Source organism: Ruegeria sp. YKSF57 (assembly GCF_059612585.1).
In genome coordinates, this window is sequence record NZ_JBXWQW010000001.1 from 163,776 (window position 1) to 185,825 (window position 22,050).

Sequence of the window (22,050 nt, forward strand, 5' to 3'; positions counted from 1 at the left end):
CGGACCCCCGAAGTATTTGGGAAAAGATGAAGCAGAAGCCCTGGGCTTTGAGACTTCAGGAGGACGAAATGTACAGTTTCGAATTTGAAAAACCCTCGACGATTGCCGAAGCGGTATCTGCGCTGGCTTCCGAGGAGGCGCAGGCGCTGGGTGGCGGGCAGACTTTGATCCCGACGCTCAAGCAGCGTCTGGCGGCCCCTGCCAGGCTGGTCAGCCTGAGCGGGATCTCCGAGATGCAGGGCGTGTGCGTCGAAGATGACGGCTCATTGGCGATCGGCGGTGCCACGACACATGCCACTGTGGCGCGGGAGGCGGCGGACAAATATCCGGCGCTGGCCGATCTGGCCGGCCATATCGGTGATCCGGCGGTGCGCAATCGCGGCACGATCGGCGGTTCGCTGGCCAACAATGACCCTGCGGCCTGTTATCCGGCGGCAGCGCTTGGATCGGGCGCGACCATCGTCACCAACGGGCGCCGGATTGCGGCGGATGATTTCTTTGAAGGCATGTTCACCACCACCCTGGCGGATGGCGAGATCATCACCTCGGTCCGGTTTCCGGTGCCGCAGACGGCAAGCTATCAGAAGTTCCTGCAACCTGCCTCGCGCTTTGCGCTTGTGGGGGTCTTTGTCGCCCGTTTCGCGGATGGCGTGAGGGTGGCCGTGACAGGAGCCAGCGAGAACGGCGTGTTTCGTTGGACCGAGGCGGAACAGGCGCTGAACAAGGAGTTCCGCGCGGACGCCCTGATGGATCTCAGGATCAATCACCTGAACATGATCGGGGACCTGCACGGCAGCAAGGAATACCGCGCGCATCTGGTCGGTGTCATGGCGCGGCGCGCGGTTCAGGCTGCGGGCTGATCTCAACTCCGGGCATGACCTGCCACAAACGCAGGTTCACGCCCCACGGACGCGCGGAGGTTTCGGGGCTTTCCAATAGGCCCCGGTATCTTCGCGCATCGCCTCGTAGTCCGAGATGCGTTTGCGCGCCTCGTGCCCGCCTGCGGCGACAAGATGGCCGAGCAGGCATTCCAGCACCACCATCGCCCCGGCGAAACAGCCGAAATGATGTTGCGACCGGGTGCTGACCGGAAACACGATGTCGGGATCGATCTTGGGGGCGATGATGTCGCTGTCGGAAACCAGAATGATCCGCGCCCCCCGTCCCCGTGCGAATCTCAGCGACTTGATGGTCTCGGCGGAATAGGGGGCCACCGTGACGGCCAACAGGCAGTCGTCCTCATCCGCATCCAGCAGATCGTCCACCGCCGATCCCATGTGACGCGGGACCAGTTGCAACCCCGGCAGCGCCATGCGCCCGACATAGTGAAAATAATAGGCCAGCGCGTAACTGACCCGCGTCGCCGTGACAAAGCAGCGGCGCGACCGGGTCATGAAGTCGACGGCTGTTTCCACCTTGGCCGGGTCCATCTGCCGCAGCGATCGGGACACCACGTTGATCTCGTTGCGGGCCAGACCGGCCTGAACCTTTGCGATACCGTCACCCTGCGCCAGACTGTCCAGCCAATCAGCGCCAAGCCGTTCCTCGCCTTCGGTGACAAGAGCGTTGCGGAACGGCGCGCGAAAGTCTTCGAACCCGTCAAAGCCCATGCGGTCGGAAAGCCGAACCAGCGAGTTCGAGCTGACACCGACCTTGTCCGCCGTCAGCCGGATCGGATCAATCCCGAAATCGCCGGGGTGGTCAATGATGTATTTCGCTACGGCCTGCAGTTGCGGCGGCAGGGTGTCAATTTCCGTCCTGAGGCGGTCGATGATTTGCAAGTGTGATTGAGTCGGCATGACAAAACAAAAACATATGTTCTTATTTTTTCAAGTTGAAAACGTCGGCGGCTCCTTTCATGTAAACCACGATGCCTTCTTACCGGATGAACGTCTTGGAAAATGCCCGCACAACGCCTCAGGAAAAAAAGCGAGATCCCTACCTGCTGGTCGCGATGAACGGTGCGCGCCGAACTCATGCGGACCATCCGGCAGTTCCGCTGAGCCTTGATGAGATCGTGGCGAGCGCAGGTGCCTGTCACGCGGTCGGGGCGCAGGGGGTGCATCTGCATGTGCGCGATGATGAAGGCCGCCATTCGCTGGACGCCGGGCGCTATCGCGAGGTCATCAAGGAGCTTCGGCGAACGGTCCCCACCATGGACATCCAGATCACCACCGAATCCGCCGGCCTTTATGATGTTCCCGAGCAACTGCATTGCCTGACACAGGTGCAGCCCGAATGGGCCTCGGTCTCGGTGCGTGAAGTTGCGCGCGCGCCGGACCTCGCAGACAGGATTTACGGGGCCTGCGCTGAACAGGACACGCGTGTTCAGCATATTGTCTATGACAAAAAGGATGCCGCACTGCTGGATCTCTGGCAGGCCAGGGGAACCGTGCGTCCGGAACAAGTGGATCGGTTGTTCGTTCTGGGCCGTTACACGGCGGGTCAGAAATCATGCCCGGACGATTTGAAGCCTTTCCTGCCAACGGGTGCGCCGTGGATGGTCTGTGCCTTTGGGCCCGATGAACACACCTGCCTGATCGAAGCGGCCCGACGCGGGGGCGATCTGAGGGTTGGATTTGAAAACAGCCTGACCGATTCTGAAAACACCCCCTGGGCCGACAACGCCGCTTCGGTTGCGGCCCTTGTTCAAGCGCTCGAAAGGAGCCGGATTTGAGCCATGTATTCCCCCGCCACACCAAATCGGTTTTGCCTGTCGCCGTGGGCGGTGACGGCTGTTACCTGATCGACGCGGCGGGCAAACGCTATTTGGACTGCGGAGACGCCGCGGTATCCTGCCTTGGACATTCGAACCAGAACGTGATCCGCGCGGTTCAGGAACAGGTGGAAAAGCTGGCTTTTGCCCATACGGGTTTCATGACTTCGGACCCGGCTGAACGGCTGGCGGATTTGCTCATCGAACATGCGCCGGGAGATCTTGACCGGGTCTATTTCGTCTCGGGCGGGTCCGAGGCGACCGAGGCCGCAATCAAGCTGGCGCGACAGTATTTCCTGGAAACCGGACAGCCAGAGCGCCGCCGCGTGATCGCCCGTCGGCAAAGCTATCACGGCAACACGTTGGGGGCGCTTTCGGCAGGGGGCAACGCCTGGCGTCGGGCACAGTTCGCGCCGCTGTTGATCGAGATGAGCCACATCCCGGCCTGCTACGAATACGCTGAAAAGCCCGAGGGCGAGAGCAGTTTTGACTATGGTCAGCGGGTCGCGAGCGAGCTGGAGGCCGAAATCCTGCGCCTTGGGCCGGAAACCGTTATGGCTTTCATGGCGGAACCTGTCGTTGGCGCAACCCTTGGGGCGGTGCCTGCGGTCGAGGGGTATTTCAAACGCATCCGCGAGATCTGCGATCAGTATGGTGTGCTGCTGATTCTCGACGAGGTGATGTGCGGTATGGGGCGCACCGGGCACCTGTTCGCCTGTGACCATGAGGGCACAGCACCGGATATCCTGTGCATCGCCAAGGGGTTGGGGGCCGGGTATCAGCCGATCGGTGCAATGCTTTGCAGCAAGACGATCTATGCCGCGATCCGCGACGGGTCGGGGTTTTTCCAGCATGGGCATACCTATGTCGGTCATCCCGTGGCAACCGCCGCCGCCCTGGCGGTGGTGACCGAGTTGACCTCGAAAGACCTGCCAGCGCGGGCGGGCGTCATGGGGGAAAAAATGCAATCGGCGCTGGAAGCGGCATTTGGTCAGCACCCGCATGTCGGCGACATTCGAGGGCGGGGGCTGTTTCGCGGCATCGAACTGGTGCGCGATCGCGACAGCAAGGAGCCGTTCGATCCGTCCTTGGGGATCACGGGCAAGGTGAAAAAGGCAGCCCTTGAAAGCGGGCTGATCTGTTATCCCATGTCCGGCACGCGCGACGGGAAAAACGGTGATCACATCCTGCTGGCGCCACCTTTCATCATTGAAGACGCGCAAATCGGTGAACTGGTTGAAAAGCTATCCATCGCTCTCGCCGAAGCAGTGCCCGGCTGAATAGCATAAGTCGCAAAAGGCTTGAAATGGAAAACCCCGCCAGACGCTTTCTGACGGGGTCGAAACAACGAATATCAGTCGGGTTATTTCTGCGGCAGCGGGCCGATCATCATGATCATCTGACGGCCTTCCATCTTCGGCATGTTCTCAATCTTGCCGATTTCCTTGATGTCCTCGGCCACCCGTTCCAGCAGCTCACGGCCCAGATTCTGGTGGGCCATTTCACGGCCGCGGAAGCGAAGGGTGATCTTGACCTTGTCGCCGTTTTCCAGAAACTTCACGACGTTCCGCATCTTCACATCGTAATCATGCGTATCGGTGTTGGGACGGAACTTGATCTCCTTCACCTCGATGATTTTCTGTTTCTTGCGGGCTTCGCTCTCGCGTTTCTGCTGTTCGTACTTGTATTTGCCAAAGTCCATGATCTTGCAGACCGGCGGCGTGGCGTTCGGCGAGATCTCGACCAGGTCGAGACCGGCTTCTTCGGCCATTTGCAGGGCTTTTGCGGGATGAACCACCCCGACATTTTCGCCGTCAGCGCCGATCAGGCGGATTTCGGGGGCACGGATCTTTTCGTTCACGCGCGGGCCGGTTTCGCGTTGCGGCGGCGCGTTGTGAGGTCTGCGGGCTATGGGTTCATTCCTTTGCTGATTGCAGAATAACGAGGCCGGAATTTAGACCGGCGCGTCAGCCGTTTCAAGCGGCTTCGCGCCGGCAAAGGCGGAAATATCGTCTATATGTCACAATGATACTGCGAAGAGTCCCGACAAATCGGGGGTTCTCGCCGTCTTACCCGACAAAGGCCTTTTCGATCACGAACTCTTTGGGTTCGGAATTCGCGCCCTCGCGCAGGCCGAACTCTTCGAGGATCGCCTTGATGTCGTGGTTGAACGCCAGCGAGCCACAGACCATCGCACGATCCGTTTCGGGCTTGATGCCGCCGTCGATGCCCAGATCGGCAAACACCGTGCCATCTTTCAACAGGTTGGTGATGCGGCCCATCTTGGGGCTTTCTTCGCGCGTGGTGGTGGGGTAATAGCGGATCTTGTTCCCAAAGCCTTCGCCGATCAGTTCGGCCAGCATTTCGTCCTGCTTGATGCTTTCGATCAACTGGCGGCCATATTCCAGTTCGGCCACGTCGCGGCAGGTGTGGGTGATGATCACCTCGTCGTAATCCTCGTAGGTCTGCGGCTCGCGCAGCAGCGAGGCGAACGGGGCAAAACCGGTGCCGGTGGCGAAGAACCAGATTCGCTTGCCGGGCAGCAGCGCGTCATGCACCAGCGTGCCCACGGGCTTGGGCCGCAGGATGATCTGGTCGCCGGGCTTGATATGCTGCAGCTTCGAGGTCAGCGGGCCATCCTGGACCTTGATCGAGTAAAACTCCAGTTCTTCGTCCCATGACGGCGAGGCAATCGAATAGGCGCGCAGCAGCGGTTTGCCGTTGTCACCCAGCAGGCCGATCATCACGAACTCACCCGAGCGGAATCGCAGCGATCGAGGGCGCGACACCTTGAACGAGAACAGGCGGTCGGTCCAGTGTTTCACATCCAGAACGGTCTGGGCGTCGGGCAGGACGGGGGCTTTGACTGCGGTGGCTTCGGTCACGGATTTCATCTCTGTCATCGTTTCACTACCGGCCTGCTAGACCGGCGCCTCTCCATATTCTTTGATATACGTCATGAAAAGGGGAAAGTCTCCCCTTTTGTTAGTGTGCAAATGATTGTGATGATCAGCCGCGCAGGCGGGACTGATAGTTGTGAGACTGCCAGTCGGCACGGGCCAGCCACTGATCCTCGGGCTGGCGGTTGGCAAGATTATGGTCGATCTCGACTTCATCAAATCCGCTGCGCCGTGCCATCGCATACTGGTCTGCCAGTACATGCCCCTTGGCGCGCAACCGGCCGGTATAGCCTTTCAGGCGCAGGGTGCGGGCAATGGTAAAGCCGCGGCCGTCGGCGAAGGAGGGGAAATCCACCCGCACCATCCGGGTGTTGCCCAAACGGTCGTACAGCTCGTCCGGGTCGGTATCCGAACTTACATCGAGTGCCACTACATCGTTTGCGGCATCGTCGAGGGTGACAAAGCCGTCGGTCCAGTCATCTGGGGCAAAGCCCTCATCGGTCACGATTACATTCATTTCGTCTCTCCAACGCGGACCATCTTGCCATCTACAAAATGGATGCCGCATTCTTCCTTGTTCTGATCGCGCCAGCGTCCGGCGCGGGGGTCTTCGCCTTGCTTGACGACTGATGTACAGGGCGCACAACCGATCGACGGATAGCCCTTGGCCACCAGCGGGTGCCGGGGCAGGTTGTTTTCTTCCATATAGGCGCGCACATCCTCTGGCGCCCAATGGGCCAGCGGGTTGACCTTGATCCGTCCGGTACCGTCCTCGACCTCGAAGAAATCGAGCGTCGCGCGCGTGCCCGACTGGAACCGTTTGCGCCCGGTGATCCAGCCGTCATAGCCCGCAAGCGCCCGTTGCAGAGGAATGGTCTTGCGCAGTGTGCAGCAGGCATCGGTATCCCGCAGACGCAGAGCGCCGTAAGGGTCGGAACGATCCAGATCCTCTTGATCCGCGCGTATGATCCGCACATTGCGCAGGCCCAGCCTTTCGCTGACCTCCTGCTGATAGATCAGCGTTTCGGTGAACAGCATCAGCGTATCGACAAACAGCACCGGTGTGGCCTTGTCGATCACCGCCGCCATGTGCAGCAGCACAACCGATTCCGCGCCAAAGCTGGATACCAGGACGATCTCGCCAGCCTCATCCAGTGCGCCATGCATGGCGTCATGGGCGCTGTGGTGACGGAACCGGGCATTGAGCGCATCGACCTTTTCGGTCAGCGCGCTGCGATCCTTGCCCAGTTCGGTCTGGATCTCGTCAAGCGGCATTGGCCCGAGCCTCGGGGTAGAGGGCAGCCTTGAACGGTGCCATGCCCAGACGGCGGTAAGCCTGCAGGAAGCTTTCGTCGGCCCCGTCGCGCAGGTCGAGATAGGCGTAAACCAGACGTTCCACTGCCGGAACGATCTCGTCATAGGCAAAGCCCGGTCCGACCCGCTCGCCAATCGCGGCGGTTTCGGTTGCGTCGCCGCCCAGCGTGATCTGGTAGTTTTCCACGCCCGCGCGGTCGAGGCCCAGAATTCCGATATGACCGACATGGTGGTGACCACAGGCGTTGATGCAGCCCGAGATCTTGATCTTCAGTTCGCCGATGTCGTTTTCCAGCTTCAGTTCTTCGAACCGGGTTGCAATCTGTTGTGCGACCGGGATCGACCGCGCCGTCGCCAGCGCGCAATAATCCATACCGGGGCAGGCGATAATGTCACTGATCAGGCCGATATTGGCGGTGGCCAGTTCGTATTCCTTCAGCTTCGCATGGATCGTGGGCAGGTCCGACTTGTGAACATGCGGCAGGATCACGTTCTGCTCATGGCTGATGCGCAGCTCGTCATAGGCGAACTCTTCGGCCAGATCGGCCATCACGCGCATCTGCTCGGCAGTTGCGTCACCCGGCGTTGCCCCATGCTTCTTGATCGAGATCGTGACAATCGCGTGGTCCGCGTTTTTGTGCGGCGCGATGTTGGTATCGACCCACGAGCGGAAAACCGGGTCGTTGGTATAGGCGCTTTCAAACGACGCGACCGAAGCTTGGCGGAAGGCAGGCGGCGCAAAGTGGCCCTTGATTTCGTCCAGCAGGTTCATATCCGCGCCTTTGAACTGCGGGCGCACCTTCAGGAATCGTTCGTTGACCTTGGCGCGAATGGTGTCGATACCGTTCTCGTGCACGGTGATCTTGATGCGCGCCTTGTACTTGTTGTCGCGGCGGCCGATCTGGTTCCACACGGAAACGGTGGCTTCGAGATAGGCGAGCAGATCGTCAAAGGCGACGAACTCGGACAATTCCTTGCCGATCATGGGTGTCCGACCCAGACCACCGCCGACGATGACACGGGCGCCCAGTACCCCGTCACGTTCGACCAGTTGCAGGCCGATGTCATGCGCCTTGATCACGGCGCGGTCGTTTTCGGACCCGGTGATGGCGATCTTGAACTTGCGCGGCATGAACTGGAATTCCGGGTGGTCGGTCGACCACTGACGCAGAAGCTCCGCATACGGGCGTGGATCAGCGACCTCATCTGCGGCGGCACCCGCAAAGTGGTCGGCGGTCACGTTTCGGATGGTGTTGCCGCTGGTCTGAATGGCGTGCATGCCAACTTCGGCCAGCGCATCCAGCATGTCCGGCACGTCCTTCAGCTTGGGCCAGTTATACTGGATGTTCTGCCGCGTGGTGAAATGGCCATAGCCCTTGTCCCACTTCTCGGCCAGCAGGGCCAGTTGCCGCATTTGCGCGCTGTTGAGCGTGCCATAGGGTACCGCGACACGCAGCATATAGGCGTGCAACTGCAGATAGAGGCCATTCATCAGGCGCAGCGGCTTGAACTCATCCTCGGTCAACGACCCGTCAATGCGGCGCTCAACCTGGGCGCGGAACTGGGCGTTGCGTTCGGCGAGGAAGGCGTGATCAAACTCGGAGTAGCGATACATGGTTTGTTGTCCTTGTTGCAGCCCCGGATCCGGGGCCTAGATGGGGAGAAGGGACCTGATTCAGGTCCGGGGCTGCGGGGAAGATTCCTGTTTGCCGTGGGCATAGTTGGACGGACCAGTCCGGCGGAAATCTTCCCGGAAATGCGTTGGCTCGGGGCCGTTCGCACCCGGCAGAGCATCGGCCAGATAAACCCCGACCACCTTGCCGGTTTGCTGTTCGGCATCGAGCAGGCGCAATTGCGCGTGGGCTTCGTCGGTGATCAGCTCTGCTTCGGACAACTCGCGCGACCAGCGGTCGTCCTCGGTCAGATAAACGACGTCGCCTTCCAGCAGATCATTGGCGGTGACGATTTTGGGCGTGAATGCGCGGGCCATCAGGTAAACTCCTTGTTAAAAATCCGTCACGTCCCGACCCGCGACAAGCGGTCGGGGGGCTGTCAAAATCAGGGTGTCCAAGTTGGCGTACGTCGTGGGCATTGGTAGTCCGTGCGATGTGTTTGACTTGCTCTGCAATATAGGAAATATTCCCGCTAATTCGCCATACGGGCGAAGAAATAAGGACGCATGTTCCGGTTTTATAAGAAAACGGAACATTGGTTTCGAATATGGGGAAAAACAGGAATGACGATGCGCCTGGACGACACGGATCGAAAAATTTTGGCCGAGCTGCAACGCGATGCCAGCCAGTCTCTGGACGAAATCGCCAGCCGCGTGGGCAGTTCCAAGACCCCGGTCTGGAATCGAATCCGCAAGCTCAAAAGCGCGGGCGTGATCGGGCAGCAGACGGTTTTGCTGGATGCCGAGGCGCTGGGGTTCGAAGCCACGTTCTTTGTACTCATCCGCACCTCCGAGCATGAGGCCGAATGGCAGAAACGGTTTCTGCAAGCCTTGCGAGATCGCCCCGAAGTGCAGGAGGCCCACCGTCTGGCAGGCGACATCGACTATATCCTCAAGGTCAGGGTGAAAAACGCCCGCGCATATGACGCTTTCTATCAGGCGTTGATTTCGGAAGTGCGCGTGCACAACGTCACCGCGTTGTTGTCGATGGAAGAGATCAAGTCCACCACGATGCTGCCGCTTGACGCGCTGTCAGATGGGTGAGGTCGCCAACTAACACCGGACCATCAGCGACTCGAGTCCGTGGAAATGATAGCTGTTGGAATACCTTGGCTTTCCAACAAGGTGCAGGCCGGGGCAGCGTTCGAACAGGATCGGCAGCGCGATCCGCATTTCCAGCCGCGCCAGTGGTGCGCCGACGCAGAAATGCAGGCCTGCGCCAAAGCTGGTGTTGGTCTGGATCTGCCGCGACGGATCGAACAGTTCGGGCTGCTGCCACATCGCCGGGTCGTGGTTCGCGGCGCCCAGCAGCAGCGCCACCTGATCGCCACGTTGGAACCGATGGCCGCAGACTTCGACCGGTTCATAGGCATAGCGCGTGAACATATGCAGCGGTGGATCGAACCGCAGTATTTCCTCGACCGTTCGGTCGATCGCGCCTGGCGCAAGAACCGTCGGATCGGTTCCGGTTTCCAGCAAGGTTTTCACACCGTTGCCTAGTGCGTGAACCGTTGCCTCATGGCCGGCATTCAGCAACAGTATGCAGGTCGCGATCAATTCGTCGGTCGACAGCCGCTCGCCCTCTTCCTCGGCGGAGATGAGCCGCGTGATAAGATCGTCGCGCGGGTCCGAGCGGCGCTGCCCGACATAGTCCCGCAGAAAATCGGTGAACTCCTGCGCCGCATGCGCCGCCGTCTCTTCCGTTTCACGTGTCCGGCTGGCCTGGTACATCGCCACCATCGCGTGCGACCAATGCAGCAGCTGTGGCGCCATAGCTTCGGGTACCCCCAGCAGGCGGCAGATGGTGATAACCGGCACCTGGGTGCAATAGGCCTGCAACAAATCGAAAGGCCCATCTGGAAACCTGTCCGCCAGATCATGACACAGCGCTTCGATGTCGGGGGCCAGCGCCGCGATCGCGCGCGAGGTAAAGGCCCGCAGAACCAGCGCCCGCAGGCGGGTATGCCGGGGCGGCTCGGCCTCCAGCAGGCTGTGCGCCTCGACGGCCAGCCAGGGCGCAAGATGTGACGGACCCTCGGTGGCGAGTTCGACAGGAATCTCGCGCCCGAACCGCCGGTTGCGCAACAGGCCGTGAACAAGGTCATAACTCAGCGCAGCGGGCTTGCCATAGTCGGCCCAATATACAAGCGGCCCCTCGGCCCGTGCGGCCTGATAGACCGGATAGGGGTTCTGGACAAAACCGGGTTCGGTCGGGTTCTGGTGCAGCGTCTTCATCGGCTGCACACTTGCCATGAGGCGCTGTGAATGCAAGACCCTAGAACATGCAAAGAGTCCTGATCATTCTTGGTTTCCTGTGCGCCGTCGGGCTGCTGTCCGTCGGGGTCTGGACATATGGGTATCGTCAGGCATTGTCTCAGCTCAGTGAAAAGGCCGAAGCTGATCTTGAACTTGCCGCTGACCGGCTGACCGCGCAAATGCAGGTCTATCAGGAACTGGCGGTGTTGATGGCCGATCACCCCGTCTTGCAAATGCTCGAAACGCCAGCGCAACAAAAGGCGGCGCAGGCCATGCTGCTGGATGTGGCCGACAAGACCGCCGCGGAAAACATGATGTATATTGACCGGAACGGACGGGTGCTGGCCGCGGCGCAGCCGGTCGAGCAAGACAGCATGGCCGAGCACCCCGCTTTCAAGCGCGCCATGCAGGGTGCGCTGGGTAGTGCGCATGGGTTTCTGCCAGCCAGCGGCGACAGGTTCTATACCTATGTCGCACCTGCCTTCGGCCCTTCGGGGCAGGTCGAGGGCGCGCTGATGGTCGATGCCGATGTGCAGGATGTCGAGCAGACCTGGCGTGGCAGCACCGAGACGGTGTTCTTCATCGACGCGGACGGGATCGTCTTTATTTCAAACCGGTCCGACCTGCTGTTCTGGCGTCGCGACGACGGGCAACCGGGGCTGACACCGCCGGGAGGAGAGCCTGTTGATTTCGCCTCCACGCGGGTTGGCGGGCATGAGATATGGAAGCTGAACTGGGCCCGCTATCTGCCCGGTCGCGCCTTGCATCTGACGCTTGATCTGCCTGTGATCGACATGACCGCCGAAGTGCTGGTGGATGTGGGGCCGGCCCGACGACTGGCGACGTTGCAGGCGGCGGCGGTGGCGGCCATCTGCCTGGCGTTCGGCGCGATGCTTTATCTTGCCACCGAACGCCGCCGGACGCTGGCAGAGGCAAATCTGGTTCTGGAAAGCCGGGTGGCGCAACGTACCCGTGCGTTGACGGCGGCCAACACCGCCCTGCGCCGCGAAGTTGTCGAGCGGCAAGAGGCCGAGGCCGCGCTGAAACGCGCCCAGGCGGATCTGGTGCAGGCGGGCAAGCTCAGCGCTCTGGGGCAGATGTCGGCGGGGATCAGCCACGAGCTCAACCAGCCGCTGATGGCAATTCAGCAGTTTGCCGACAATGGCGCGGCGTTTCTGGAACGTGGCAAGGATGAGCGGGCCAGTGAAAATCTGGGCCGCATCTCGCAGATGGCGGCGCGCATGGCGCGGATCATCAAGAATCTGCGCGCCTTTGCCCGCAACGAAAGCGAGCCGATGGGCAAGGTCGATCTGGTGCAGGTGCTAAACACCGCCGTTGAACTGACCGAGGCTCGCCTGCGGGCTGACGCCGTGACGCTGGACTGGCAGCCGCCCGACGCGCCGGTTCTGGCCTGGGGCGGCGAGGTGCGGTTGGTGCAGGTTTTCGTCAATCTCATCAACAACGCCGCCGACGCCATGTCCGGGCATCCAGACAAGCACATCTCGATCACCTTTGCGACCGGCGACCGGCTTTCGGTTTCGGTGCGCGATACCGGTCCAGGCATCAAGGACCCGGAACGGATATTCGAGCCATTCTACACCACCAAGGCGGTCGGTACCTCAGAAGGCATGGGGCTGGGCCTGTCGATTTCGTATGGTTTGGTGCAGAGTTTCGGCGGTGAGATCAAAGGCGCGAATACGCCGGATGGCGCCGAATTCACGGTCGAACTGGACCATTATCGCGAGGAACAGGCCGCATGATCCGCAAGGTTCTTTTGGTGGATGACGATGCGGCGGTGCGCGAGGCGCTGGGTCAGACGCTGGAGCTGGCGGATTACGAAGCCATAACAGCCAGTTCCTTTGTTGCCGCCAAGGATCATATCCGCCCGGATTTTCCCGGTGTGATCCTGTCCGATATCCGCATGCCCGGGCGCGACGGGTTTCACCTGTTGGGATATGCGCAAGGCATCGACCCGGACTTGCCGGTGATCCTGCTGACCGGCGAGGGCGACATTCCGATGGCGGTTCAGGCGATGGGGCAGGGGGCATTCGACTTTCTCGAAAAACCCTGCGCTTCTGCCGATCTTCTGGACGTTCTGGAACGGGCTTTCGATATCAGGTCGGCCGTACTGGAAGACCGGGCGCTGAAACGGCAACTGGAAAGCGGCGACCCGGCGGCGCGGATGCTCTTTGGCGTGTCGGCCCAGGCCGAAGCGCTGCGGGAAAAGGTTCGCAGCGTTGCGCCAACAAGGGCCGAGGTGCTGGTAACCGGCCCGCCGGGCAGCGGCATTTCAAAGGTGGCCGAAGTCATTCACCTGATGTCGCCCTCGGCTCAGGGACCTTTCGTGAAGCGGCCCGCCTCCGGTCTGGATGCCGAGGAGTTTTCCCGGCTTTGCAATGATGCGGCTGGCGGGTCGATTTATCTTGACGAGGTTTCCGCCATGCCCGAAGCGACCCAATACGCCGTTCTGGAACGGCTGGAGCAGGGGGCGGGACTGCGCGTTCTGGCCGGAACCACCAGCGATCTGGCCAATCTTGCCGCCGGCGGCAAGTTCAATCCGGACCTGTTCTATCGCCTTGATGTGATGCGCGTTCGCATTCCGTCGCTGTCCGAACGTCCCGAAGATATCCCGGTGATTTTTCGCCACTATGTCGGGCAGGCCGCCGAACAGGCCGGCATCCCGGAACCTGAAATCAGCCAGGATCATCTGGCCGGGTTGATGGCGCAGGACTGGCCAGGCAATGCGCGCTCGCTCATGTCGGCGGCCATGCGGTTTGTTCTGGGAATGCCCGAAGATGTCGCGCAGGCATCTGACCTTGGGCTGACCGAACAGATGGCAAGGGTGGAGCGCAGCCTTTTGACGGCGGCACTTGGACGGCATAACGGCAGGGCGGCCGAAGCGGCGAAGGCGCTGAAACTTCCAAGAAAGACATTTTACGACAAGCTCGCCAAATATGGCATTCGTCCCGACGCTTACCGCCGCTGACGGCGTCGGAAAATGGTCCGACACACCTGCCGGGGAAGACTGTCCAAGTCGACCCTTGGCGTATTCCCGACTTGACTGAACCGCAGACCTGCCCGTTACTGAAGGTCAAGGGAGGCCAGAATGGGAAAAAAGTCAAAGTCCGAATTGGCGGCCGAAGCCAAGGAAGTGTCCGGCATCATCGCGGCAGCCCGAAAGATCAGGCACAACTTTGCCCTGTTTCATGGGCCGGACGACCTGATCTTCAAAGCGCATAAGTCCAAGAACAAGTCCGCGCTCAGAAAGATGGCCAAGGACGATGGCGCCGGTGCAAAAGGCGCCGTGGGCGCGCTCGAAGTTGACGGGAAGATTGCCGACCTGATTGTCGAAGACCCCGACTCGACGCCAGCGAACTTTGCCAAGACCTTTCGCAAATATCTCAGCGCTCGTGGCATCAAGATGAAAGTGCGCTTGCTGTCCGAGACGGGCGATGTCATCGACGACGGCGACGAAGAGGACACAGGCAAACCGGATGCGCCCGCAGAACTTGGCGACGACATCGAGAAGGTGCTGGAAAAGATCGCCAGCCATTTCGATGCAATGAAGGTGCCCCTGGTGCGCAGCCTGAATTCTGCGCCTCCCGATCATCGCGAAAAGATGGCCAAGGTGGCTGCCCTCTATAAAAAGGCAATGACCGCAAAAAGCCCGGATAACGCGGTCAAGGCGCTGACTGCGTTGCGGAAACTGGTCATGTCCACACCGTCGGCGGTGCGGCTGTCCGACTGCCTGAAATCCGCTGGCGAGGATCCGAAGGAACTCGGAAAACTGGACGGGATGGTCAAATCCTGCGCGGCACGCGTCAAGGCTGAACCGGAATTCATGGATCAGGCCTTTCCCGAAATGCGTGACATGCGAAAGGCATTGAAAAGTGCGCTGTCCAGGAAACCACCACCCGACAACGCGACCGAACTTCAGGCGATCAAAGACGAGATGGATGCGCTGTTTTTCGATCACGTGGACAAGCCGCCCAAGGCGCATGGCCCAGAATGCCATGGGCCGGGATTGTCGATCCAAAACCAGGAAGACCGGATATTAAAGAAAAAGAACCCGCGCACCGGAAAAAAGTTCAAGGGCAAACCGGTTCACAAGGCCTCGAACTTCACCGACAAGGGCGCCTATGTCGACAGCCAGATGGCCTTGCGGACACAGGCGTTGGCGCATATCGAAACCAACAAGATTTCGCCACCGCCGAAAGGGGCTCAACCCGTCAGGTTGGTACCGCCGATGGAAGCAAAGCTGGTTGATGTCCTTGGCGCGCAATGGAAAAACTACGTTCAAGGGGTCAAGCGCAAGAAGAAGAAAGGTCAGCCCGACACCTGCATAGACGCAACCTGGGGTCCCAACAGCACGTGCAAGGCGATCTATGACCTTTTGGACGACGGAACCTTGCGATTGGTGACGCTTTATCCCAATCCGGTCGCATGACGGGGCGGACAGGAAGACCGGCAATGAAACCTGAAGACGGAGACTCAAGACATGGCTGACCGCGATCCCATGCAGGTACTGAATGACATGGCCGGTGGGTATCTGAATCCCCAGGCCTACGACCTGGAGGACCTGAAGGCGTTTCTTGAAGAGGCGCACAATGCCGAAGCTGCACAAAAGTTCAAATCCGCCCTGGCCGAGACCGTGAACGGAAATGGCATGAGCCGAGCGGCATGGGAACAAACGACGGACGACGAGTTCGATGATGACGAGGAATGGCAAGCCTATCTGGCGTCTGTTCAGGCGTTCCTGTTCAACGGTGGACCCTATCCCTTTCCCGATGACGACGAAGAATGAATTCAAGACAGGCAAGCGCATGGAATTCAGATCGTGACCATCGATCCCGAGATCTGTCAGTGGTGATCGAACGCAATCTCCGGTCACGCTCAGGATAATGTTTGGCGGCACAGTTGGGCCGCACTTCCGCAACAAGCGAATCAAGTTGTGCGAAATCCCGCACTAGGGCCGCCGAGAGAGTGCGGATTTCCGCACACGATTCGCCTCGCCCACAACGACATCCCGCGGACGGGCTATTTACCCTGTTGTAAAAAATAGAAAAAAATAAGAAGGGGGCAAGGTTTCACAAATCGTTGAGCCAAGCTTCATGATTCGCTTCACTCCCTCACAGCGGCGTCTGTCCGGCGTCCGACAGAGATTTTACTGAACTTCGGGAGGAGTAGAGAAATGAAATTCCTGACTACCGCAGCCACCGCCCTGGCGCTGTCCGTCACCGCCACCGCAGGTTTTGCCGCCTGTGATGACGGTGAAATCGTGGTCAAATTTGCCCACGTCACCAACACCGACAAGCACCCCAAGGGGATTGCAGCCTCGCTGCTGGCCGATCGGGTGAACGAAGAGATGAATGGCGTCATGTGCATGGAGGTGTTCCCCAACTCGACGCTCTACAATGACGATCAGGTCCTCGAAGCGATGCTGCAGGGCAACGTCCAACTGGCGGCCCCCTCGCTGTCCAAGTTCGAAGCCTTCACCAAGCAATTCCAGATTTTCGATCTGCCTTTCATGTTCAAGAACATCGAGGCCGTCGACGCATTCCAGAAATCCGACACCGGTCAGGCGATGAAAGAGTCGATGACACGCCGCGGATTGCTGGGACTGGAATTCTGGCATAACGGCATGAAACAGATGTCGGCCAAGAAACCTCTGATGACGCCGCAAGACGCCCAGGGTCTCAAGTTCCGCGTACAGCCCTCGGACGTGATCGTTGCCCAGATGGAAGCGCTGGGTGCCTCGCCGCAGCCGATGGCCTTTTCCGAAGTCTATGGCGCACTGCAGACCGGCGTTGTCGACGGGCAGGAAAACACCTGGTCAAACATCTATGGCCAGAAATTCTTTGAGGTTCAGGACGGTATCACCGAAACCAACCATGGCATCATCGACTATCTGGTCGTGACGTCGGTGGACTGGATCGACAGCCTTGATCCGGCGGTGCGCGAGCAGTTCACGACGATCCTGAGTGAAGTGTCTGATGAGCGCAACTCCGCCGTGGGCGAAGTTGATGCAAGCGCCCGCCAGTCGGTTCTGGATGCCGGTGGCGTGATCCGTGAACTGACGCCCGAACAGCGTCAGGACTGGGTCGACACGATGAAACCTGTCTGGGACAAGTTCGAGGCCGGGATCGGCGCCGACAACATTGCCAAGGCGCAGGAATTCAACGCCTCAAGCTGATGCGACGATCTGGGCGGCCCGCGATGCGGGCTGCCCTTCCTGACGCTTCGAACGAAACGCATCTTGCTCCCGGAGAGAGATCATGTCCCGTCCGTCGCATGACACGGCTGGCCAGTCGGTTTCCACACTTGGCCGCGTGATCAACAACATCGAGGAGACCGGCATCGCGGTCATTCTCGGGCTGATGACAATACTGACCTTCATCAACGTGGTGCTGCGCTACGTGTTCAACAGTTCCCTGATCTGGGGACTTGAAGTCGTCCTGATCCTGTTCGCCTGGCTGGTGATCTTCGGTATCAGTTACTGCGTGAAAATCACCGCGCATCTTGGCGTCGATGTGGTCATCAACCTTCTGAAACCTGGTGGGCGGCGCATTCTGGCGCTGGTTTCAGGCGCTTGCTGCATTGCTTATGCGATGCTTTTGCTCAAAGGGTCGTGGGATTACTGGGCGCCGTTTGCGGCATTGCAGCCAACCGAAGGCCGCTGGTTCCCGCTTGGCTTTACCGAAGGCGTTCGGGACCGGGCATTCTATGTAACCGATCAGGTTCCGATGCTGGGAATCTTCCGCTGGCTGGAACCATTGATCAACTATGGCGATACCTACGAAAAGCTGCCGCGGGTCATCCCCTATTTCATTCTGCCTTTCGGGTCGGCGCTGCTGCTGTTGCGGTTCGTGCAGGCGTTCATTGGCGTTGCCACGGGAGCCCGTGAAAGTCTGATCGTCAGTCACGAAGCTGAAGACGCCGTGGCCGAAGCCGCAGCACAGAACAAGGAATAAACCGATGGATGTTGTCATTCTGTTTGCAATGGTCATTGGTTTTTTGCTGATTGGCGTGCCGATCGCGATTTCGCTGGGCCTCAGCTCGATCATCTTTCTTCTGGCCTTCTCCGATACGTCGCTGGCCTCGATTGCGCAAAGCCTCTATCAGGCGATGGCGGGGCACTACACGCTGTTGGCAATCCCTTTCTTCATCCTTGCGTCCAGCTTCATGTCTACCGGCGGCGTGGCCAAACGCATCATCCGCTTCTCAATCGCCTGTGTCGGGCATCTGCGCGGCGGATTGGCGATTGCGGGCGTGTTTGCCTGTATGCTGTTTGCGGCGCTGTCCGGGTCCTCGCCGGCTACCGTTGTTGCCATCGGCACTATCGTGATCGCGGCCATGAGGCAGGCCGGGTATACCCGCGAATTTGCTGCGGGCGTGATCTGTAACGCCGGTACGCTGGGCATCCTGATCCCGCCCTCGATTGTCATGGTGGTCTATGCTTCGGCCACCGATGTCAGCGTGGGGCGGATGTTCCTTGCCGGGGTCATCCCAGGCGTTCTCGCCGGTCTGATGCTGATGGTCACCATCTATATCATGGCAGTCCTGCGCGGCATGCCCAAGGGCGAATGGCAGGGATGGGGAGAGGTCTGGGCATCCTTCCGCGACGCGTTCTGGGGATTGATGCTGATCGTCATCATCATGGTGGGTATCTACGGCATCCCCGGCGTCACCGGCGCGATCTTCACGCCTACCGAAGCTGCAGCCGTCGCGTCTGTCTATGCCTTCATCATTGCGATGTTCGTCTATCGTGACATCGGCCCGCTGCGCCCGCGCGAGGCACGCAGTCTTTCCGCTGCGGCGGTGACCGAGGGACTGCCCGAGCCAAAGCCGCTGTCGCTTTTGGACAAGCCTCAAGCCCTGGTCACGGCGTTCTTCCACAGCGACACCAAGCACACGCTGTTCGATGCGGCCAAGCTGACCGTCACGCTGATGTTCATCATCGCGAACGCGCTGATCCTCAAGCATGTGCTGACGGATGAACAGATACCTCAGGCCATCGCGGGGTCGATGCTGAACGCTGGTTTCGGCCCGGTGATGTTCCTGGTGATCGTCAACGTGATCCTGCTGATCGGCGGTCAGTTCATGGAGCCCTCTGGCCTGATCGTCATCGTGGCGCCGCTGGTCTTTCCGATTGCCATCGAACTGGGCATCGACCCGATCCATCTGGGCATCATCATGGTGGTCAACATGGAAATCGGCATGATCACGCCGCCAGTGGGCCTGAACCTCTTCGTCACTTCCGGCGTGGCGGGGATGCCGATGATGAGCGTGGTGCGCGCGGCGCTTCCCTTCCTCGCCGTGCTCTTCGTGTTCCTGATCATGGTGACCTATATCCCCTGGCTTTCGACACTCTTGCCGACTGCGCTCATGGGGCCGGAAATCATCGTGAAATAACACAAAACCGGACTGCTGAACAAAGCCGGGCCTGATCCAGGCCCGGTTTTCACGGTCTCGCTGATCACGGCAATGTCATCGGAGGAAGACACCGGATGTTTGCCGTTGGCGAAATCCGTGTCAGGATGGCGCCATGCGCCCCAGTCTTACGACGCCCTCATGAAACGCCGCCTTGCCGCCATAATGGCCGCGGATGTCGTCGGGTTTTCGACCCTCATGAGTGCAGACGAAGACACAACCCTTTCCGCCCTTCGTGCGCACCGGGCCGAGGTGTTCGACCCCGAGGTCGAACGCTACGGTGGGCGGATCGTCAAGCTCATGGGAGACGGGGCGCTTGTCGAATTCGGCTCGGTGGTCGACGCCATCGAGTGCAGCCGTTCAATCCAAACCACTCTTCACGCCGGGGACGGGCCGATCAATCTTCGCATCGGCGTGAACATGGGCGACGTGATTGCCGATGGCGATGACATATATGGCGATGGGGTCAACATTGCTGCGCGACTCGAAACCCTGGCCGATCCCGGCGGCGTGTGCATCACGGCGTCAGTTGCGGCCTTGCTTGGCCAGGATGTTCGCGGACAATTCACCGACATGGGACCGCAGCAGATCAAGGGAAAAACGCGCCCGGTCGAGATCTGCAAATGGCACCCCTCAGGCACGGTTCAGGACGGGGAACCGCAGCGTCGGATCGACCGGCCAGCCATTGCCGTTCTGCCCTTCGCCAATATCGGTGGCGATCCCGAGCAGGAATACTTCGCCGACGGCCTGACCGAAGATATCATCATTGCGCTGACCCATTGGCGCACTTTCCCCGTCATCGCGCGCCATTCCTGTTTTCAGTACAAGGGGCGCGACGTGAACCTTCGCGATATCGGTCGCGAACTGGGCGCGACCTATGTGCTGGAAGGCAGTATTCGCAAGGCTGGACTCCGCGTGCGTGTGAGCGTGCTGTTGGTCGATTGCGCCACGGAACGTCACATCTGGGCCGAAAAATATGACCGCGACCTGTCCGACATCTTCGTGGTGCAGGATGAAATCGTGCAGAACATCGCCGCCCATATCGCGCCTGAACTCGTGGTGGCGGAGGCCAATCGTTCTTCCGGCCGCCGTGCCGAAGACCTCGAGGCGTGGGAAATGTGCATGCGTGCGTTGCCTTTGGTTCGACGCCGCACCGCCGAAGGGGTCGCCGAAGGGAGGAAGCTGTACCAGGAAGCCATCGAGCTGCGCCCTGACTTTGCCGAGGCCCACGCAGGGCTGGCAATGTCCTATAACATCGAGATGCTGACTGGGATGACCAGCGACCGCGCGGAAACCGCCATGCGCGCCATGAACGCCGCCAATCGGGCCATCGAATGCGACGAGGCATCCTCCTTTGCGCATCATGAACTCAGCACCGCATTCCAGTGGCTGGGAAGGTTCGATGATGCCCTGGCCGAAGCCCGGATCGCCGTCGATCTCAATCCCAACGATGCATATGCCCTGCACGCGCTGGGCAACAAATCCGATCTGGCGGGCGAACCGGATGGGATAGGGCTGATGCAAAAGGCGCAAAGGCTCAATCCTGCGGATGCCAGTCTGCATTCGCATCTGACATTCCTGGCCCGGGCACATGCCAACAGCAGCAATTTTCACGCTGCAGTGGACTGTGCCCGTCGCGCCCTGCGCCGGCAACCGGATTACGCGCCAGCCTTGTTCATCCTGGCGATTTCACTCTCCTTGCTTGAAAGGCTCGAAGAGGCGCGAGAGGCGCTGGACCGGTGCGAGGCGGTTCAGCCCGGTTTTGTCAAATCCCGGCAGAACTGGCAGCCATACAGCGATCCGGCCAGCAATGCGCGGCTGCGCGAGGGCATTCAAAAACTGGTAGGCGATGTGATCGACGGTTAGGTTTGACAGGCCTGCAAGCCATATACCCCTGAGCGCAGCGGAAAGTCTCAGATTGCTTCCAGTGCTGCGATGATTGGCGAGAAATCCGCCGCTTTCAGGCTTGCCCCACCCACCAAAGCGCCATCCACGTTCGGAACACCAAAAATGTCAGCCGCGTTGCCTGGTTTGACCGAGCCGCCATACAACAGCCGCACCGACCGCCCCACACCCGCGCCGAACCTGCGTTCCAGCCGCGTGCGGATGAAATCGTGCACCTCCCCGATCTGTTCCAGCGTCGGCACCTTGCCGGTGCCGATGGCCCAGATCGGTTCATAGGCCACCACAAGGTTTTCACCGGTCGCCTGATCCGGGATCGACCCCGACATCTGCCCCGCGATGATATCCAGCGTGTTGGCAGCCTCGCGCTGCGCCAGGCTTTCACCCAGACAGATCACCGCCGTCAGTCCGGCCTCCATCGCGGCGCGGGCCTTGGCCCGGACGGCTTCGTTGTCTTCCTCATGATCCTCGCGCCGCTCGGAATGGCCGACGATCACCGCTGTCGCGCCGGCGTCCCTAAGCATGTCGGCGCTGATATCGCCGGTATGCGCGCCCGAGGCGGCGGCGTGGCAATCCTGCCCGCCTACGGCAATGGCCGATCCGGCAAGTGTCTGGGCAGAGCGCGCAAGCAATGTCGCCGGAGGACAGATCAGGATGTCGACACCGGGGGCAGGGTGGGCCCGCGCCAGCGCCTCCAATTCGGCCAGCGACGCACCGGTGCCGTTCATTTTCCAGTTGCCCGCCGCCAGTTTACGCCGCATTCATCCGTCCCCGTCTTCTTGTCAAAACTTGGCCTTGGGGATAGCACCGGCGCGCACGGGTGACAATTGCCGCCATGCATCGGCGACAACGGCTGAAAT

The 22,050-nt window shown here is 60.2% G+C and carries 21 protein-coding genes; 12 read left to right on the top strand and 9 right to left on the bottom strand.

All coding sequences use genetic code 11. The annotated features are described in order from the left end of the window. Positions 1–68: 68 nt before the first annotated feature. Complete coding sequence (locus AC2FLX_RS00910; RefSeq protein WP_480749653.1) at positions 69–860, top strand: FAD binding domain-containing protein; 792 nt, start codon at positions 69–71, stop codon at positions 858–860. Between the two features lie 36 nt (positions 861–896). Here AC2FLX_RS00910 and AC2FLX_RS00915 read toward each other — a convergent pair whose 3' ends face one another. Further along, the gene (locus tag AC2FLX_RS00915; RefSeq protein WP_496745937.1) at positions 897–1,799 is read right to left on the bottom strand and encodes a MurR/RpiR family transcriptional regulator; all 903 of its coding nucleotides are present in this window, start codon (positions 1,797–1,799) and stop codon (positions 897–899) included. A 95-nt stretch (positions 1,800–1,894) separates the two neighbouring features. On the opposite strand from AC2FLX_RS00915, the gene AC2FLX_RS00920 reads away from it, so the two are divergent. Continuing rightward, entirely contained in the window at positions 1,895–2,677 is a 783-nt protein-coding gene (locus tag AC2FLX_RS00920) for a beta-keto acid cleavage family enzyme (protein WP_496809535.1), read from the top strand. Beyond that, positions 2,674–3,996, top strand: a complete 1,323-nt coding sequence (locus tag AC2FLX_RS00925; protein WP_496809534.1) for an aspartate aminotransferase family protein — start codon at positions 2,674–2,676, stop codon at positions 3,994–3,996. Before AC2FLX_RS00920 ends, AC2FLX_RS00925 begins: the two co-directional genes overlap by 4 nt. A gap of 83 nt (positions 3,997–4,079) precedes the next feature. Here the strand turns inward: AC2FLX_RS00925 and infC are convergent, their stop codons facing one another. The 6 genes from infC to AC2FLX_RS00955 all read right to left on the bottom strand — a co-directional run bounded on the left by infC (position 4,080) and on the right by AC2FLX_RS00955 (position 8,920). Beyond that, positions 4,080–4,577, bottom strand: a complete 498-nt coding sequence (infC, locus tag AC2FLX_RS00930) for a translation initiation factor IF-3 (RefSeq protein ID WP_480749657.1) — start codon at positions 4,575–4,577, stop codon at positions 4,080–4,082. 208 nt (positions 4,578–4,785) lie between these two features. Next, positions 4,786–5,619, bottom strand: coding sequence for a ferredoxin--NADP reductase (locus tag AC2FLX_RS00935; RefSeq protein ID WP_496745943.1), 834 nt, complete (start codon positions 5,617–5,619; stop codon positions 4,786–4,788). A 106-nt stretch (positions 5,620–5,725) separates the two neighbouring features. Continuing rightward, positions 5,726–6,133, bottom strand: coding sequence for a DUF934 domain-containing protein (locus tag AC2FLX_RS00940; protein ID WP_480749659.1), 408 nt, complete (start codon positions 6,131–6,133; stop codon positions 5,726–5,728). After that, positions 6,130–6,891 carry a phosphoadenylyl-sulfate reductase gene (locus AC2FLX_RS00945; RefSeq protein ID WP_496809533.1) on the bottom strand — a complete coding sequence of 254 codons (762 nt, stop codon included), beginning with the start codon at positions 6,889–6,891 and terminating at the stop codon, positions 6,130–6,132. Before AC2FLX_RS00945 ends, AC2FLX_RS00940 begins: the two co-directional genes overlap by 4 nt. Next, a complete protein-coding gene (locus tag AC2FLX_RS00950) occupies positions 6,881–8,545 on the bottom strand; it encodes a nitrite/sulfite reductase (protein WP_496809532.1) in 1,665 nt (554 codons plus the stop codon). Before AC2FLX_RS00950 ends, AC2FLX_RS00945 begins: the two co-directional genes overlap by 11 nt. Positions 8,546–8,605: 60 nt before the next feature. Further along, positions 8,606–8,920: a DUF2849 domain-containing protein gene (locus AC2FLX_RS00955; RefSeq protein WP_480749662.1), complete on the bottom strand. Its 315-nt coding sequence runs from the start codon at positions 8,918–8,920 to the stop codon at positions 8,606–8,608. Between the two features lie 246 nt (positions 8,921–9,166). Between AC2FLX_RS00955 and AC2FLX_RS00960 the strand changes: the two genes are divergently transcribed. Then, positions 9,167–9,646 (top strand): Lrp/AsnC family transcriptional regulator, encoded by a 480-nt coding sequence (locus AC2FLX_RS00960; RefSeq protein ID WP_480749663.1) that lies wholly within the window; start codon positions 9,167–9,169, stop codon positions 9,644–9,646. A 9-nt stretch (positions 9,647–9,655) separates the two neighbouring features. Here the strand turns inward: AC2FLX_RS00960 and AC2FLX_RS00965 are convergent, their stop codons facing one another. After that, positions 9,656–10,837 (bottom strand): cytochrome P450, encoded by a 1,182-nt coding sequence (locus AC2FLX_RS00965; RefSeq protein WP_496809582.1) that lies wholly within the window; start codon positions 10,835–10,837, stop codon positions 9,656–9,658. A 47-nt stretch (positions 10,838–10,884) separates the two neighbouring features. Here AC2FLX_RS00965 and AC2FLX_RS00970 point away from each other — a divergent pair, with 47 nt between their 5' ends. The 8 genes from AC2FLX_RS00970 to AC2FLX_RS01005 all read left to right on the top strand — a co-directional run bounded on the left by AC2FLX_RS00970 (position 10,885) and on the right by AC2FLX_RS01005 (position 21,154). After that, a complete protein-coding gene (locus tag AC2FLX_RS00970; RefSeq protein ID WP_496809531.1) occupies positions 10,885–12,618 on the top strand; it encodes a sensor histidine kinase in 1,734 nt (577 codons plus the stop codon). After that, positions 12,615–13,844: a sigma-54-dependent transcriptional regulator gene (locus AC2FLX_RS00975; protein WP_480749665.1), complete on the top strand. Its 1,230-nt coding sequence runs from the start codon at positions 12,615–12,617 to the stop codon at positions 13,842–13,844. The genes AC2FLX_RS00970 and AC2FLX_RS00975 overlap by 4 nt, the downstream gene beginning before the upstream one ends. Before the next feature lie 120 nt (positions 13,845–13,964). After that, positions 13,965–15,305 (top strand): hypothetical protein, encoded by a 1,341-nt coding sequence (locus AC2FLX_RS00980; protein ID WP_480749666.1) that lies wholly within the window; start codon positions 13,965–13,967, stop codon positions 15,303–15,305. A 51-nt stretch (positions 15,306–15,356) separates the two neighbouring features. Next, complete coding sequence (locus tag AC2FLX_RS00985) at positions 15,357–15,662, top strand: hypothetical protein (RefSeq protein ID WP_480749667.1); 306 nt, start codon at positions 15,357–15,359, stop codon at positions 15,660–15,662. Positions 15,663–16,049: 387 nt separating this feature from the next. Further along, entirely contained in the window at positions 16,050–17,051 is a 1,002-nt protein-coding gene (locus tag AC2FLX_RS00990; protein WP_480749668.1) for a DctP family TRAP transporter solute-binding subunit, read from the top strand. 82 nt (positions 17,052–17,133) lie between these two features. Beyond that, complete coding sequence (locus AC2FLX_RS00995) at positions 17,134–17,829, top strand: TRAP transporter small permease (RefSeq protein WP_496745957.1); 696 nt, start codon at positions 17,134–17,136, stop codon at positions 17,827–17,829. A 4-nt stretch (positions 17,830–17,833) separates the two neighbouring features. Beyond that, positions 17,834–19,270, top strand: a complete 1,437-nt coding sequence (locus tag AC2FLX_RS01000; RefSeq protein WP_496745959.1) for a TRAP transporter large permease — start codon at positions 17,834–17,836, stop codon at positions 19,268–19,270. Between the two features lie 159 nt (positions 19,271–19,429). Further along, on the top strand, positions 19,430–21,154 hold the full coding sequence (locus tag AC2FLX_RS01005) for an adenylate/guanylate cyclase domain-containing protein (RefSeq protein ID WP_496809530.1): 1,725 nt from the start codon (positions 19,430–19,432) through the stop codon (positions 21,152–21,154). A gap of 47 nt (positions 21,155–21,201) precedes the next feature. Here AC2FLX_RS01005 and tpiA read toward each other — a convergent pair whose 3' ends face one another. Beyond that, on the bottom strand, positions 21,202–21,951 hold the full coding sequence (gene tpiA / locus AC2FLX_RS01010) for a triose-phosphate isomerase (RefSeq protein ID WP_480749672.1): 750 nt from the start codon (positions 21,949–21,951) through the stop codon (positions 21,202–21,204). Positions 21,952–22,050: the final 99 nt, after the last annotated feature.